Source organism: Thermaurantimonas aggregans (assembly GCF_003851885.1).
Classification (GTDB): domain Bacteria; phylum Bacteroidota; class Bacteroidia; order Flavobacteriales; family Schleiferiaceae; genus Thermaurantimonas; species Thermaurantimonas aggregans.
In genome coordinates, this window is the sequence record NZ_BHZE01000009.1 from 21,069 (window position 1) to 35,691 (window position 14,623).

The following is a 14,623-nucleotide window of genomic DNA, read 5'->3' on the forward strand; positions in this document are numbered from 1 at the left end:
GAAACTCAGATTTTTGGAGATTTTTGGAATCGTTTAAGACCTTAATTTTTACCTAACCATTTTGCATTTGTTCGTTCAGTACCTTTGTTTGTAATCGATTTATACTTTTTGTCTTTGAATGTACGTTGAAGATTTGATGAATACTGTGAGAGGCCGTCGTTGGATCAAAACTTTACTCTTTGCATTTACTGGCTTAGCGGCTTACAGCCAAACCAGATTTACAAAAGACATAAACATCGAATGGATTTTTAAACAAGAGCGATTTGGCAGTGAGATAACCGTTTCGTTCCCTTTTACTGCCGAAAAAAACGTTTTTTACAATGAGCAAAGATTGCCGTATTACAAACTTTCTCTTCAAAATTCTTCAGCTGATGTGGATACTGTAATACTTACCCGCGATGTGTGGGTCGAATGGAAAGAGCCTCTCATCGCTGAAAACGTTCTAAATGTCGAAAGATCGCGCACGACTTCCATACTGATTCAAAAGAATGGCACATCTGAGCTCGTGGTAACAATACCACTATTTAAACTTTCAAATGGAAAAGTCTTCCTGCTCAAATCTGGCCACATAGAGCTTACTACCACATCCATGGCAGCAAGTGCGCAGCGCAAACGAACTGCTCAGTTTGCCAATACATCTGTTCTAAGTTCAGGAAGATGGCTAAAGGTGTCGGTTGATAAAGATGGTATTTACAAGATTACTCCACAATTTCTTTCGTCGAATGGAGTGACTGGTGAAATACGCATCAATGAAATAGCAGTCTATGGCAATGCCGAAGGACTATTGCCCGAGACTGCCGGTGCTCGCAAAACAGATGACTTACTTGAAAATGCAGTACTGGCCGTAGATGCGAACAATGACGGTATTTTTAACGGAAACGATTACATACTCTTTTATGCTAAAGCAGCTCATCGATGGGATTACAATGCATCTACAGGAACTTTTCAGCACGTGTATCACTGGTATGCAGATCGCGGAGTTTATTTCATTCGGATCGATAAACCTAATGCACTGCGAATCACTACGCAACCGGAAGCTACCGGCACCCAAACACACCTTTGTACGTCGTTTGACGATTATGCTTTTATCGAAGAAAATAAGTATAATCTGCTGCGCACGGGTCGTCAATGGTTTGGCGATGTATTTGACTTCCGGCTGTCGTATCTGTACTCCTTCAATTTTCCGAACCCTGTGCCAAGTGAGCCATATACGCTTACCGTAAGGGCAATAGCGCGCTCCACCATTCCGGGCACTTTTATGGAAGCGCGCAGCGGAACCACCCCAGTAGTACAGCTCAACTTTCCGGCGGTGGCACAAGGCGACTTTTCGGATAGATACACTGTGGTAACACAATCTGGCAACCTGAATCCGGGCAATGGCGCTATATCTGTCAATTTGGTATTCAACAACTCTGCAAATCCTGGAGCAACAGCCTGGCTTGATTGGATACGCATAACAGGTCGCCGGCAGCTTATTATGTCAGGTAATCAGTTACTATTTAGAGATCTAAGAACAGTTGGATCGGGATATGTGACGCGCTTTCAGATTCAGAATGCTACACCTGGTCTTATGGTTTGGGATGTAACACATCCAACCAATTACCATGCTTTAACGGGTAGTATTACTGGGAATGTTTGGCAATCGCTGCAACACACCGATACGCTAAGAGAATTTGTGGCATTTTCAGGTTCCAACTTTCCTTTACCCACCTTCATCAGTCAAGTACCTAATCAGAACTTACATGCTGAACAAACGGCTGATTACATTATCATTACACATCCTTCCTTTTTACCGGCCTCAAATAAATTAGCTGAATACCGAGCTCAAAAGAACGGATATCGAACCCTTGTGGTCACCACCGAGCAGATTTACAACGAATACAGTTCCGGCATTCAGGATATAGCAGCTATACGCGACTTTTTAAGACATCAGTACCTTAAAGCTCCAGCGGGTCAGGGGCTGAAATACGTAGCTCTAATGGGCACGGCTTCTTACGATTATCGCGATGTGCTTACAGGTAATACCAACTTTGTTCCCACTTATCAGTCCATCCCTTCCTTTAATCTTTACACTTCTTTTGTAACAGACGATTTCTTTGCACAGCTCGATGCTGGTGAAGGAGGCAATCTGATGGCTGGTGATTTAGACATAGCCATTGGCAGATTCACTGTACGTACTCCTGCTGAAGCAATGGCGGTGGTGAACAAAGTGATTCACTACGAAACTGCTCAAAGCGCAAAAGGCAGTTGGCGCAGCAATTTGCTGTGGGTCACTGACGATGTGGATGCCGCCTGGGAGCGCTCTTTTATGGAAGCTTCAGAACAAATATCTGGCGACGTAAAGGCGCGTTATCCGTTCTTTAATCATCAAAAGGTGTATGCCGATGCTTATGTGCAAGTTTCAACCAGTGGTACTCAGCTTTATCCTGAGGCACGTGAAGACATCTTCAGAAGTGTGCAGCGCGGCAATCTTATTACCAATTACATAGGCCACGGAGGCGAAGTTGGCTGGGGCTATGAACAATACCTGCGCATCGAAGACATCGAGGCGTGGAATAACTTAGACAACATGCCTCTTTTTGTCACAATTACCTGCGAGTTTACCCGTTTCGACGAAGTATGGCGAGTATCAGCCGGTGAAAAAGTGTTGACTAATCCAAAAGGTGCAGGCATAGCACTTATTTCTACTACTCGGGCTGTTGGAGCTTTTACAGGTATGCAGCTGAATGAGTTAATTTTCGATACCATTTTCACGAAAGACGCCAGTGGTTACTTGCCTTTGGGAATCGTTACGAAATACGCCAAAAATGGTACTGGCAGCAGCGACCGCTTGAGGTTTTCTTACATTGGCGATCCGGCTTTGCGTCTGCCTATACCCATCAACAATTCTACAATTACTCAAATAAATTCCATTTCAACATCGCAATTTAGCGATACACTCAGAGCTTTAGATCGCGTAAAAATTCAAGCAAAGGTCACGGGACCCGATAATCAGGTAATTTCTGATTTTACAGGTGAATCTGAAATCCGCGTATTTGACAAGCCTGTGAAACGAGTGACATTACTCAACGACGGTGCAGGACTCCCCTTTGAATTTGAAACCCAAACTGCATTGATCTACAGCGGAAGGGCTTCTGTAACAAACGGCCTCTACACTGCCGAATTTATCATACCAAAAGATATCAATCTCAGTTTTGGCAAAGGCCGATTTAGCTTATATGCCTTTAATCAAGAAGTGGAAGCTATCGGATATAACGATCAGGTAACCGTTGGAGGGCTGAATGAAAATGCTCCTGAAGATCGAGTTGGGCCACAAATTTCAATTTTTTTAAACGATGAAAACTTTGTGATGGGTGGAATTACGGGGCCCAACCCTCTACTGATCGTCAAATTAGCTGATTCCTCCGGAATTAATGCACTGGGCAACAGTATAGGCCGCGATATCGTCGCCATTCTCAATGGTCGTGAAGATCAGCCCATTGTTTTAAATGAATATTACAAAGCCGACTTGAATACTTTTAAAAGTGGAGTCGTACGCTACCCGCTCTTTAATCTCAAAGAAGGAAATTACACCTTAGCTGTACGTGCATGGGATACGTACAATAACCCAAATACTGCTTATTCTGAATTCATTGTAACATCGAGCTCAGAATTTGTAATTCGCCATTTACTCAATTACCCCAATCCATTTACCACAAGTACAAAATTTCAATTTGAACACAACCGACCAAATCACCCTCTGGAAGTAACAATTCAGATTTTCACTGTTTCGGGTCGCTTGGTTAAAACGATTCATCAATTTGTTCAATCGCCTGGTTCAAGGGTTACAGACATTCATTGGGATGGTTTGGATGATTTTGGTAACAAAATCGGAAAAGGTGTCTATATTTACCGCCTGAAGGTGCGCTCAGCACTCGATGATTCAAAAGCTGAACAATATGAAAAATTAGTTCTTTTACGTTAGTATCAAATGCAAGTTAATTTTTTAAAATGAAACGACTTATTTTTACTGTAGTATGTTCGTTATCAATAAGTATAGTGTTTGGTCAATGGCAGCGTACGAAATTTGATCGAAATGTTGTAACCTCAAGTGTGCCATTCCTAACCATAACTCCCGATTCACGTAGTGGATCTATGGGCGATGTAGGTGTATCTACCACAGTAGATGCATTTTCCATGTTTTGGAATCCTGCGAAACTCGCCTTCCTTGACGATGACGACCAGATTCTGAGCATCTCTTACAATCCCTATTTGAGCCGATTGGTCCCTGATATTAACCTGACCTATGTAACGTACAATCAAAAAATTAGCAGCAATCAGGCCTTTGGGATCGGATTTAGATATTTCACCCTCGGCGAAATACAATTTACTGACGAAAACAATCAAAACCTCTTTTTAGCTGAGCCTAATGAATTTGCTATTGACGCTGGCTATTCTCTTAAATTTAGTGAAAACCTTTCTGGAGCAATCGCCCTGAGATACATCTACTCAAACCTTACTCAAGGTCAACAATTAGCCGGCGGTATTCAAACGCAGCCTGGGCAGGCATTTGCGGCTGATGTAGCTGTGTACTACATGGGCAATGAGTTTGCAATGGAAGGGGGTCAGACAGGTCGATTCACGGCCGGAGCAAACATCTCGAACGTGGGCAATAAGATACGCTACACTGAGACCGGCAGAGCAGATTTTATACCTACCAATCTGCGCCTTGGTGGGGGCTTTATTTGGGGCTTAGACCAATACAACCAGTTGAGATTTCACCTTGAACTAAATAAACTGATGGTACCCACACCTCCCATTCGCGATAGTCTCGATCCTACAATCATCACTGCAGGCAAGGATGATGATGTAAATGTAATCCGCGGCATTTTCCAATCCTTTAACGATGCTCCGGGTGGCTTTTCAGAAGAACTCAGGGAGTATATCATTAATACCGGAGTAGAATTTTTATATGACAATACGTTTGCTTTAAGAGGTGGCTATCAATTTGAACACGAATCAAAAGGAGGCCGCAAATATTTTACTGTAGGGTTTGGTTTGAGGTATTCCTCATTAACATTTGATTTTTCGTATCTTATACCTCAATCAGCCATCGTAAGAAGTCCGCTTGAAAACACATTGAGGTTTTCGCTTGGTTTTAATTTTAATTCGAATAAGAAGTAAGCTGAATTGTAATAGCTCACTCATTAAAAACTCGACGACCTCTGTAGTTTTTAAGGTAATTATATAACCCATTACATGAGGCTGTCATCAATTTTTTTTTAAAAAACAAAATAATTTTTGTACTAAACCTTCAGGTAGCCAAGGAAACTAATTTCAGAAAACATGCTTAAACAACTTGTTTGAGTTGATTAGAGCTTTCACTCTTTCTTTGCCGATGTAAATTTGAACGTTAATGTGCCATGAACATTATTTTATTCGATGGTAATGCCTACGAGCATTTGAAGCCTTTTACTTTTACTCGACCAGTAGGCGAAATACGCGTTGGAATACTGACCATAGCTGAGAAATACACAAAGCGCAACTGTAGCGTATCTTATCATACACAGGATTATCTCTCTGTAAAATATCCTTTGAAAATCAATGAGGTGAATATAGTAGTAAATGCCTCTGTATGCCCCACGGATGCATTTGTAGATGCTCTTTCTGGTTTAAAGCCTGGGCAGGGTATAACCTTTCACGGCAGTGTAATTGCCGCCTGCCTCACAGCTGACCAGGTGAAAACCGATTTAGAATCAGTTGTAAATGAGACTACAGAATTCAAAGACCCTCTGACAAAAATTGAGCGCCTATGGCACATTTTTCAGCACAATGGCGTTGAACTGGAAAACGATTATGAACTTATAACTAAAGGTCGAACCTCAAAGACATTAAGCAACACTAACAAAATTATTGGCGACCGAATTTTTGTGGAAGATGGTGTATGGGCGGAATGCGCTGTGATTAACACTACTACTGGGCCAATCTATTTAGGCAAAGACGCAACTGTAATGGAGGGCGTACTCGTACGCGGTGCTCTGGCCGTGGGCGAGCACTCACAACTGAACATGGGCGCCAAGATTTATGGACCTACAACTTTGGGCCCATACTGTAAAGTGGGAGGAGAAGTCAATAATTCGGTGCTTTTTGGATATTCGAATAAGGGGCACGAGGGCTTTTTAGGAAATAGCGTGTTAGGCGAATGGTGTAACATAGGCGCTGATACCAACAACAGCAATTTGAAAAACAACTACGATGAAGTAAAGCTGTGGAATTATGCGGTTGGTAGTTTTGAGCGCACGGGCCTTCAGTTTTGCGGCCTATTTATGGGTGACCATTCTAAATGCGGCATCAATACAATGTTTAATACCGGCACTGTGGTAGGGGTGAGTGCCAACATTTTTGGTTCCGGATTTCCGCGAAATTTTATTCCTTCCTTTTCGTGGGGTGGGGCACAGGGTATGACCAATTATAAACTGGAAAAAGCTCTTGAAACAGCTTCGAGGGTAATGGCTCGACGCAAAAAAGAACTCGACGCAGTAGAGACCGACATTTTGACACGTGTTTACGAGCTCACCAAGGAATACAGGTAATTTGGCGTATTTCTTGCCCTCTTTTTACCCCTTAAAACGCACTGAAGCTGACAGGCATGTTTGTAGAAGATTTTAGATTTGATAATCCCTTGAACCTTAACTCGTTCGGGGGAGATGAGGCAGAATTTATCCCTCTTATGACCCCTGAAGACGAGCAGGAGTTATCAGCAGAGCAGGTGCCTGAAGACCTGCCAATTTTACCGCTTCGAAATACGGTATTATTTCCCGGCGTAGTCATTCCAATCACAGCCGGCAGAGATAAATCAATACGCCTGATAAACGATGCCTACAATGGCTCTAAAACCATTGGCGTAATTGCCCAAAAAGATAGCCACATCGAAGACCCAAAACCCAATGATCTGTACAAAGTGGGTACAGTGGCTCGCATCATCCGGATGTTTAAAATGCCGGATGGAAACATTACCATCATCATCCAAGGCAAAAAGCGCTTTGAGGTAAGCGAATGGCTTGAAACCGAGCCTTATCTGAAAGCTCGAGTAATTGCCAAAGAAGAAGTACTTCCCAAGAAGACGACGCAACGCTTTAGAGCCCTGATCGACAGCATAAAGGAAACGGCTATTAAAATCATTCAAGAGTCGCCTAACCTGCCTTCTGAGGCGGCTTTTGCCGTAAAAAACATTGAAAGCGAAACGTTTTTAGTCAACTTCATCTCTTCAAACCTCAACATAGATGCGGCTCAAAAGCAAGACATTTTGGAAGAAGTAGATCTCTCAAAACGAGCCAATATCGTATTAAAGCATCTGATCAACGAGCAGCAGATGCTCGAGATGAAGAATCAGATACAAAACAAAGTAAAAACCGAATTCGACCAGCAGCAGCGCGAGTACTTCCTCTACCAACAGATGAAGACCATACAAGAAGAGCTCGGCGGTGTAACTGCTGAAAAAGAAATAGAGGAATTTAAAGCCCGCGCTCAGAAAAAAAAATGGAGTGAGGAAGTAGCTAAACACTTTGAGAAAGAGCTCACTAAGCTACAGCGCGCCAATCCGCAAATGCCGGAGTACAGCGTTCAGCGCAACTACATCGAGCTGATGCTCGACTTGCCCTGGGGTGAAGTGTCGAAAGACAACTTCGACTTAAAGAGAGCGAGAAAAATCTTGGATCGCGACCATTATGGTCTAAATAAGGTAAAAGACCGGATCATCGAATACTTAGCTGTGCTCAAGCTCAAAGGCGACTTGAAAGCGCCTATTCTCTGCTTTTATGGGCCTCCGGGTGTAGGTAAAACATCCCTTGGTCGAAGCATAGCTGAGGCTCTTGGCCGCAAGTACAGCCGTATTTCGTTAGGTGGATTGCGCGATGAGGCTGAAATCAGAGGCCATCGAAAAACATATATCGGTGCCATGCCAGGTCGAATTATTCAAAACTTGAAAAAGGCCGGGTATGACAATCCTGTCTTTGTGCTCGATGAGATCGATAAGCTCTCTTTTGGTATGCAGGGCGACCCCTCATCAGCGATGCTCGAGGTACTTGACCCCGAACAGAACAAAGAATTCTACGACAATTACCTCGAGCTGGGCTATGACTTGTCGAAAGTACTCTTTATTGCTACAGCTAATGATCTTTCGACCATACAACCCGCCCTGCGCGACCGCATGGAGATTATCGAGCTGAATGGATATACCCTCGAAGAAAAATACGAGATAGCCCATCGCCATCTCATTCCTAAACAACTTAAAGAACACGGACTCGAAAAAAACGACTTGAAACTTTCTCGGCAGGTAATCGAAAAGATCATTGATTCGTACACCCGAGAATCTGGAGTACGCAATTTGGAAAAAACCATCGCCAAGATTGTGCGCAATGTGGCGCGCAAAAAAGCTGATCAACAGCCATACGATGTGCGCATGAGTTGGGAAACCGTTCAAGAAATTCTTGGCCCTACGCGCTATGACCGCGATATGGCCGAAGACAACAGCGTGGCCGGTGTGGTTACCGGACTGGCGTGGACACCAGTGGGTGGTGACATCCTCTTTATCGAATCGACCATTTATCCCGGTTCAGGTAAATTAACAGTTACCGGAAATTTGGGCGAGGTAATGAAAGAATCCGCGACCATCGCTCTGGCGTGGATTAAGGCTAATGCCCGAAAGTATGGTATCGATCATCGAATCTTTTCAAAATACGACATTCACATCCACGTGCCTGAGGGAGCTACACCAAAAGATGGCCCATCAGCCGGTGTGACGATGCTTACTGCGCTTACATCGCTCCTCACCCAGCGCAAGGTGCGAAAGAAGCTAGCGATGACAGGCGAAATAACTTTGAGAGGTAAAGTGCTACCGGTGGGCGGAATTAAAGAGAAAATCCTTGCTGCCAAACGCTCAGGAATCACTGACATCATTCTTTGCAAAGACAATCAGAAGGACATCAACGAAATCGAAGAAGAATACATCCAAGGCCTTACATTTCACTATGTGAGTACCATGTCAGAAGTGCTCTCGATTGCACTGACAGATGAGTACGTAGATGAGCCTATTGACTTCTCTGAAGTACTGGAATCAGAAGTAAAGGTTTAAGCCGTAGGAGCGGCAGCTCAGGAAGCTCTAAGCTACTGAGCTGCCGTTTTTTACCGGTTTAGATGGCACCATCGTTACCAAACTGCCGTCGCTGTTTTCGGCAAACAGAATCATACCATGGCTTTCTACCCCGCGGATTTTTCGGGGAGCTAAGTTGGCTAAGAGCAATATTTGTTTACCAATCAAATCTTCTGGATTGTAGTGCTGAGCTACACCCGAAACTACAGTGCGTCGATCGATGCCAGTATCAAGGGTGAGTTGCAGTAATTTGTCGGCTTTTGGCACGCGCTCAGCGGCTATCACAGTGGCTATGCGAAGATCTAACTTCTGAAAGTCATCGAAGGTGATGGTATCTTTCATGGGTGCGGCTGTAGAATTTTTGAATGGAGTTTGCTGGGCTGATTGCTGGCGAATGGCAGCGAGTTTTTGAATTTGTGGTTCGAGTTCAGCATCTTCCATTTTTCGGAAGAGCAGTTCAGGCTTGGGCAGTTGTTCGCCGGCTTGCCAATAGATGTTGTCTTTAATATTTGTAATTTTTTTCTTTCCCAGCATGTAAAGGAGTTTCTCAGCCGATTTGGGCATAAATGGCATCATGAGCTTAGCCAAATGGCCAAGAAGAAAGAGCCCGTTGTTGAGAATTTTTAGGGTTTCTTCAGGCTGAGATTTGTACAATTTCCAGGGTTCGGCATCGGTTAGGTATTTATTGCCTGCGCGGGCCAGGTCCATCCAGGCCTGAAGGGCATTTCTGAACTTGTAGTGGCGAATAGCTTCGTCGATGGCGGTATAGGCTTCTTCTATAGCTTTTTCGAGCATCGGAGCATCTGAACAACCGATGACATCGCAGGGCAGTTTGCCGTCGTAGTACTTCTGAATAAGGGTTAATATTCGGTTTGCCAAGTTACCGGGTATGGCTACCAGTTCGTTGTTGATACGCGCTTGGTAGTCGCGCCATGTGAATTCAGAATCGGAGGTTTCAGGGGCGATGGAGGTGAGCACATAGCGCAGTTCGCTTTCGCGATCGGGCATTTCAGCTAGGTACTCATGTAACCAGATGGCCCAGTTGCGCGAGGTGGAAATTTTGTCGCCTTCGAGATTGAGAAACTCATTGGCCGGTACGTTTGCGGGTAAAACGTATCCGCCGTGGGCCATGAGCATTGCTGGAAAGATAATGCAATGAAATACGATGTTGTCTTTGCCGATGAAGTGTATTAGTGCTGTTTCATCACTTTGCCAGTAGGATTGCCAGGTTTCGGGCAAGAGTTCTTTAGTGGCTGAAATATAGCCTATTGGTGCATCAAACCACACGTAGAGCACTTTTCCTTTAGCTCCTTCTAAAGGTACCGGTACCCCCCATTCGAGATCGCGGGTCATGGCTCTGGGAGCAAGGCCCTGCTGAAGCCACGATTTCACCTGGCCGTACACATTGGGTTTGAGTACGTCTTTGAGTGATTCGGTATATGCCTCGATGGCTGACTGAAACTTGTCGAGCGGTAGATACCAGTTTTTTGTTTTGCGCAATACGGGCTCAGCACCTGATAAGGCTGAGCGCGGTTGGATCAGGTCCGTGGGATTTAGCGATGAGCCACAGCTTTCGCATTGGTCGCCATAGGCATTGGCAAAACCACACTTAGGACAGGTGCCTATGATGTAGCGATCGGCTAGAAACTGACCTGCTTGCTCATCGTAGTACTGCTCTGTTTCTTCTTCAATGAAAACCCCCTTATCGTAAAGCGTTTTAAAAAATTGGGAGGCCGTGGTGTGGTGAAGTGGTGAAGAGGTACGTGAATAGATATCGAAGGAGATCCCAAAGTCGGCGAAGGCTTTTTTCATGAGCGCGTGATACTTATCGACCACTTCTTGTGGCGTGATGCCTTCTTTACGCGCTTTTATGGTGATGGGAACTCCGTGTTCGTCAGAGCCGCAGATGAATTTTACATCTTCACCAGCAAGTTTTAGGTAGCGCACGTAAATATCGGCCGGCAAGTAACACCCTGCCAAATGGCCGATATGGACCGGGCCATTGGCGTAGGGCAATGCTGCAGTTACGAGGTAACGTTTTGGTTGTTTCAAGGTGTGAAATCGCTTTTATGAAATGGCAAAGGTAGATTGTTGGAAGGGCTTGTTGATTTGAAGCAATTAATAAAGTTGATGCCAGGCGTTGATGTGCTGAAGGGTAGAGTGTTTTTTGCCTTTTAAAGATGAGAGGTTTTTGTCAGAGTAAAATATAAGAGGATGCAGGGCTGTAAGCATTTGTGCTTATCGTAGGTCAATTGTTTTTGGGTGAGTTGGCTGAAAAATGGTTGCTACATTGGCTATGATGGGATGTGGTGTCAGTAGTGCGCGTGAGGGATACGGCGGGCGCGCGAAAGCGCGGTGCGAAGGCAGGGCGCAGCCCTGACGAAGCACGGAAGCGAAGCGTACCCCAGAGTAGCCCGACCCAGGCAAAGGCACTTTTGGTGCCTAGCCTGGGGCACGCCCAAATAAAACAATAAAACATTACTTGACTGGGGTATATTACTTTTACGGGCCGAGGATTACCAGAGGATTACCAAGGGTTGGAATTTGAAAATATTCGCAGGGGCAGACAATGAATCGAAAACCGCTGATACTGATCGTAGAGGATGATGAGCGCCTGATGCAAGTACTGGCTAAGCACCTGAGGGAGAACGACTTTGAGGTGGCAATGGCATACGACGGGCAGTCGGCTGTACGCTTGTTTCAGCAATCGAATTTTGACTTGGTGATTACAGATGTGATGCTGCCGCGTTTGAGTGGTATTGAAGTGAGCAGGGCTATTCGACAGATGAGTTCGACAGTACCCATTCTGATGCTGACAGCATTGGGCACTACGGATGACAAATTAGAGGGTTTCGACGCTGGAGCTGATGACTATCTGGTCAAGCCGTTTGAGATTCGCGAACTTGTGGCTCGCATTAATGCACTTATAAAGCGTAGCAGAGCACATGTAGGGGTAAGTGAAGTGCTTAAGTATGCTGACCTTGAGATGAATGTACGCACTAAAAAGGTAACGCGAGCCAATAAGCCTTTGCAACTCACACCCAAGGAGTTTAATCTGCTGGAATATATGCTTCGCAACCCAGAGCGCGTACTCTCACGCAGTGAAATCGCTGAGAAGGTGTGGAATACGCGATTTGATACGGGAACGAATTTTATAGATGTGTATATAGCATATCTGCGGAAAAAGGTGGACAGGGATTTTGACCTAAAGTTGATTCACACACGTCCGGGCGTAGGCTTCATTCTTGCGACGAAGCCTTAAACAGATCTGCTAAAAAATCTGCCACCAGCGCTTTTTAGGTTTGGAGATGACTTCGCCGGCATCGTCAAAGTCGTCTGGATTGAAGGTCTTTTTTTGGCGCTGCTGGAGAATGCCTTCGGCAAAGGCTTTTTGGAGGATGTTTTCGATGAATTTGTCTTCCGGATCGTTGATGGGGTCGTATTGCTTTTTCAGGCTGATTTCGTAGAAGTTAGCCGTTACATTGTACATAAATGCACGCAGGCCGCCACGGTATTTGGTGATGAGTTCGTAGGCAGTCAGGCCTGTTTCGCGGTAGATGAGTTTGCAAAGGATTTGGCCTTCAGAGCGGGTGAGTCTTTTGAGTTCTTCTTCAAATTCACTTTCTAAGTAGTCTTGAAAGTCTTTGATGAAGCGCTTTTTGTCGCGATTGCGCTTCAGGAGGGAGAGTCTGAATTCGAGAGAGTCGAGCTTATCGCCGGCGATTACGGCGTAGGGATAAACTTTATACACCTTGCGTCTCAAGATGTAGTAGCGCCGGCGTGCCTCTTCGCTGTCGAAGGCCGGTGTACTGATGAAGAGCACTTCGTCGAGTATCCACACCGGTACGGTATCGCCATCGATGATCAAGGCGTGCTGGCGCTTGTCTTTGTTTTGGTAAATGTAGTTGAGTATGCTGTCTTGCGTCTGTTTATGGTCGTTCTGCCCGCTGGCAGTAAAGGACGTGAATAGGGCGAGCAGCAAGATTTTAATAGACCTGACGGCGAATTTTCCAGAGAGAGATGTCACTATGTTGGGAGGGTTGGCCATTAGGGTATAAAAGGTCGCGTGGTCTTTTTTCTTGCATGAGAGCAGCGGCAGCGAGGGCAGCAGCTTCCACTTCATCAGCTGATGGACTTGGCAAATATTCGGGTTTAAAGTGCTGTTTTACGAAGTTGGTATCGAAATCGCCACTCACAAAGGCGGGGTGCTGCATGACGAATTCTACGAATGGCAGGGTAGTGTGCACACCGCCAATTTCGTAGTCGCGGCAGGCGCGAATCATGCGCTGGATGGCTTCTTCGCGGTTATGGCCATAGGTGATGAGCTTGGCAATCATTGGGTCGTAGTAGATGGGTATGTCCATGCCTTGGCGATAGCCGTCATCTACGCGCACACCCGGTCCGGTAGGGCGGTTGTAAACGACCAGTTTTCCAATATCTGGCGAGAAGTTTTCCCATGGATTTTCGGCATAAACGCGAGCTTCGATAGCGTGGCCGTGTATGGCTAGGTCGTTTTGAGTATATCCTAGAAGTTCACCGCGGGCTATGCGTATTTGTTCGCGTACCAGGTCGAGCCCTGTGATTAGCTCAGTAACGGGGTGCTCTACCTGTAGACGGGTGTTCATCTCAAGGAAGTAGAAATTCATGTTGGCATCCACGAGAAATTCTACTGTGCCAGCACCCACATATCCACAGGCGCGAGCTACGTTTACAGCGGCTTCGCCCATGGCTCGGCGCATTTCGGGTGTCACGATAGCGCTGGGAGCTTCTTCAATCACTTTTTGGTGCCGGCGCTGAATGCTGCATTCGCGTTCAAAGAGGTAAACGATGTTGCCGTGTTTATCCGCCAATATTTGAATCTCAATATGGCGGGGCTTTTCCACAAATTTTTCGATGAAGACAGCACCGTTGCCAAAGGCTGAGGTAGCTTCGTTGATGGCCATTTGCATTTGCTCTTCGAGCAGATGGATATCTTCTACCAGGCGCATGCCCTTGCCACCTCCGCCGGCCGAAGCCTTGATAATGACTGGAAGGCCAATAGACTTGGCTACTTCTATCGCTTTGGTAAAATCGCTTACTGCACCCTCAGTACCTGGCACCAGAGGCACGTTGAATTTCTTCACGGCATTTTTAGCAGAGAGTTTATCGCCCATGATTTCCATAGCATCGGCTGACGGACCTATGAAAGTAAGCCCGCTAGCCTCTACCAGACGAGCAAAAGCTGCGTTTTCACTTAAAAATCCATAACCCGGGTGGATGGCATCAGCCCCTGTAGCAAGAGCAGCATCTACAATCGCTTGTCCGCGAAGGTAGCTCTGTGCCGAAGGTGCTGAACCGATGCACGCTGCCTCGTCGGCATAGTGTACGTGAGGGCTGTCGGCATCGGCCTCACTGTATACGGCCACTGTACTTATGCCCATATCTCGAGCGGTTTTCATGATGCGGAGAGCGATTTCCCCGCGGTTAGCTACGAGTATTTTTTTCATGAGTGAA

General features: G+C 45.6%; 9 protein-coding genes. 5 read left to right on the forward strand and 4 right to left on the reverse strand.

Annotation, left to right across the window (positions count from 1 at the left end; genetic code table 11):
* Positions 1 to 118 precede the first annotated feature (118 nt).
* The 4 genes from porU (at position 119) to lon (ending at position 9,112) form a co-directional block, all read left to right on the forward strand.
* Positions 119 to 3,964: a type IX secretion system sortase PorU gene (gene porU / locus EIP89_RS05685; RefSeq protein ID WP_124397702.1), complete on the forward strand. Its 3,846-nt coding sequence runs from the start codon at positions 119 to 121 to the stop codon at positions 3,962 to 3,964.
* Between the two features lie 26 nt (positions 3,965 to 3,990).
* Positions 3,991 to 5,163: a type IX secretion system outer membrane channel protein PorV gene (porV, locus tag EIP89_RS05690; protein ID WP_124397703.1), complete on the forward strand. Its 1,173-nt coding sequence runs from the start codon at positions 3,991 to 3,993 to the stop codon at positions 5,161 to 5,163.
* Positions 5,164 to 5,402: 239 nt separating this feature from the next.
* A complete protein-coding gene (locus EIP89_RS05695; protein WP_124397704.1) occupies positions 5,403 to 6,572 on the forward strand; it encodes a GlmU family protein in 1,170 nt (389 codons plus the stop codon).
* Between the two features lie 56 nt (positions 6,573 to 6,628).
* Positions 6,629 to 9,112 (forward strand): endopeptidase La, encoded by a 2,484-nt coding sequence (lon, locus tag EIP89_RS05700; RefSeq protein WP_124397705.1) that lies wholly within the window; start codon positions 6,629 to 6,631, stop codon positions 9,110 to 9,112.
* A gap of 27 nt (positions 9,113 to 9,139) precedes the next feature.
* On the opposite strand, the gene metG is transcribed toward lon, so the two are convergent.
* The gene (metG, locus tag EIP89_RS05705; protein WP_124397706.1) at positions 9,140 to 11,182 is read right to left on the reverse strand and encodes a methionine--tRNA ligase; all 2,043 of its coding nucleotides are present in this window, start codon (positions 11,180 to 11,182) and stop codon (positions 9,140 to 9,142) included.
* Between the two features lie 186 nt (positions 11,183 to 11,368).
* Entirely contained in the window at positions 11,369 to 11,563 is a 195-nt protein-coding gene (locus EIP89_RS05710) for a hypothetical protein (protein ID WP_124397707.1), read from the reverse strand.
* Positions 11,564 to 11,699: 136 nt separating this feature from the next.
* Between EIP89_RS05710 and EIP89_RS05715 the strand changes: the two genes are divergently transcribed.
* A complete protein-coding gene (locus EIP89_RS05715) occupies positions 11,700 to 12,392 on the forward strand; it encodes a response regulator transcription factor (RefSeq protein ID WP_124397708.1) in 693 nt (230 codons plus the stop codon).
* A 9-nt stretch (positions 12,393 to 12,401) separates the two neighbouring features.
* On the opposite strand, the gene EIP89_RS05720 is transcribed toward EIP89_RS05715, so the two are convergent.
* Both EIP89_RS05720 and accC read right to left on the reverse strand, forming a co-directional pair.
* Complete coding sequence (locus EIP89_RS05720; protein WP_245966106.1) at positions 12,402 to 13,178, reverse strand: DUF4294 domain-containing protein; 777 nt, start codon at positions 13,176 to 13,178, stop codon at positions 12,402 to 12,404.
* Positions 13,117 to 14,616: an acetyl-CoA carboxylase biotin carboxylase subunit gene (gene accC, locus EIP89_RS05725; RefSeq protein ID WP_124397710.1), complete on the reverse strand. Its 1,500-nt coding sequence runs from the start codon at positions 14,614 to 14,616 to the stop codon at positions 13,117 to 13,119. Before accC ends, EIP89_RS05720 begins: the two co-directional genes overlap by 62 nt.
* Positions 14,617 to 14,623: the final 7 nt, after the last annotated feature.

Excerpts from the sequence above, each read along its gene's own strand:
- porU (WP_124397702.1), top strand. The coding sequence starts at position 119 with ATGTACGTTGAAGATTTGATGAATACTGTGAGAGGCCGTCGTTGGATC.
- porV (WP_124397703.1), top strand. The coding sequence starts at position 3,991 with ATGAAACGACTTATTTTTACTGTAGTATGTTCGTTATCAATAAGTATA.
- EIP89_RS05695 (WP_124397704.1), top strand. The coding sequence starts at position 5,403 with ATGAACATTATTTTATTCGATGGTAATGCCTACGAGCATTTGAAGCCT.
- lon (WP_124397705.1), top strand. The coding sequence starts at position 6,629 with ATGTTTGTAGAAGATTTTAGATTTGATAATCCCTTGAACCTTAACTCG.
- EIP89_RS05715 (WP_124397708.1), top strand. The coding sequence starts at position 11,700 with ATGAATCGAAAACCGCTGATACTGATCGTAGAGGATGATGAGCGCCTG.
- EIP89_RS05720 (WP_245966106.1), bottom strand. The coding sequence starts at position 13,178 with ATGGCCAACCCTCCCAACATAGTGACATCTCTCTCTGGAAAATTCGCC.
- accC (WP_124397710.1), bottom strand. The coding sequence starts at position 14,616 with ATGAAAAAAATACTCGTAGCTAACCGCGGGGAAATCGCTCTCCGCATC.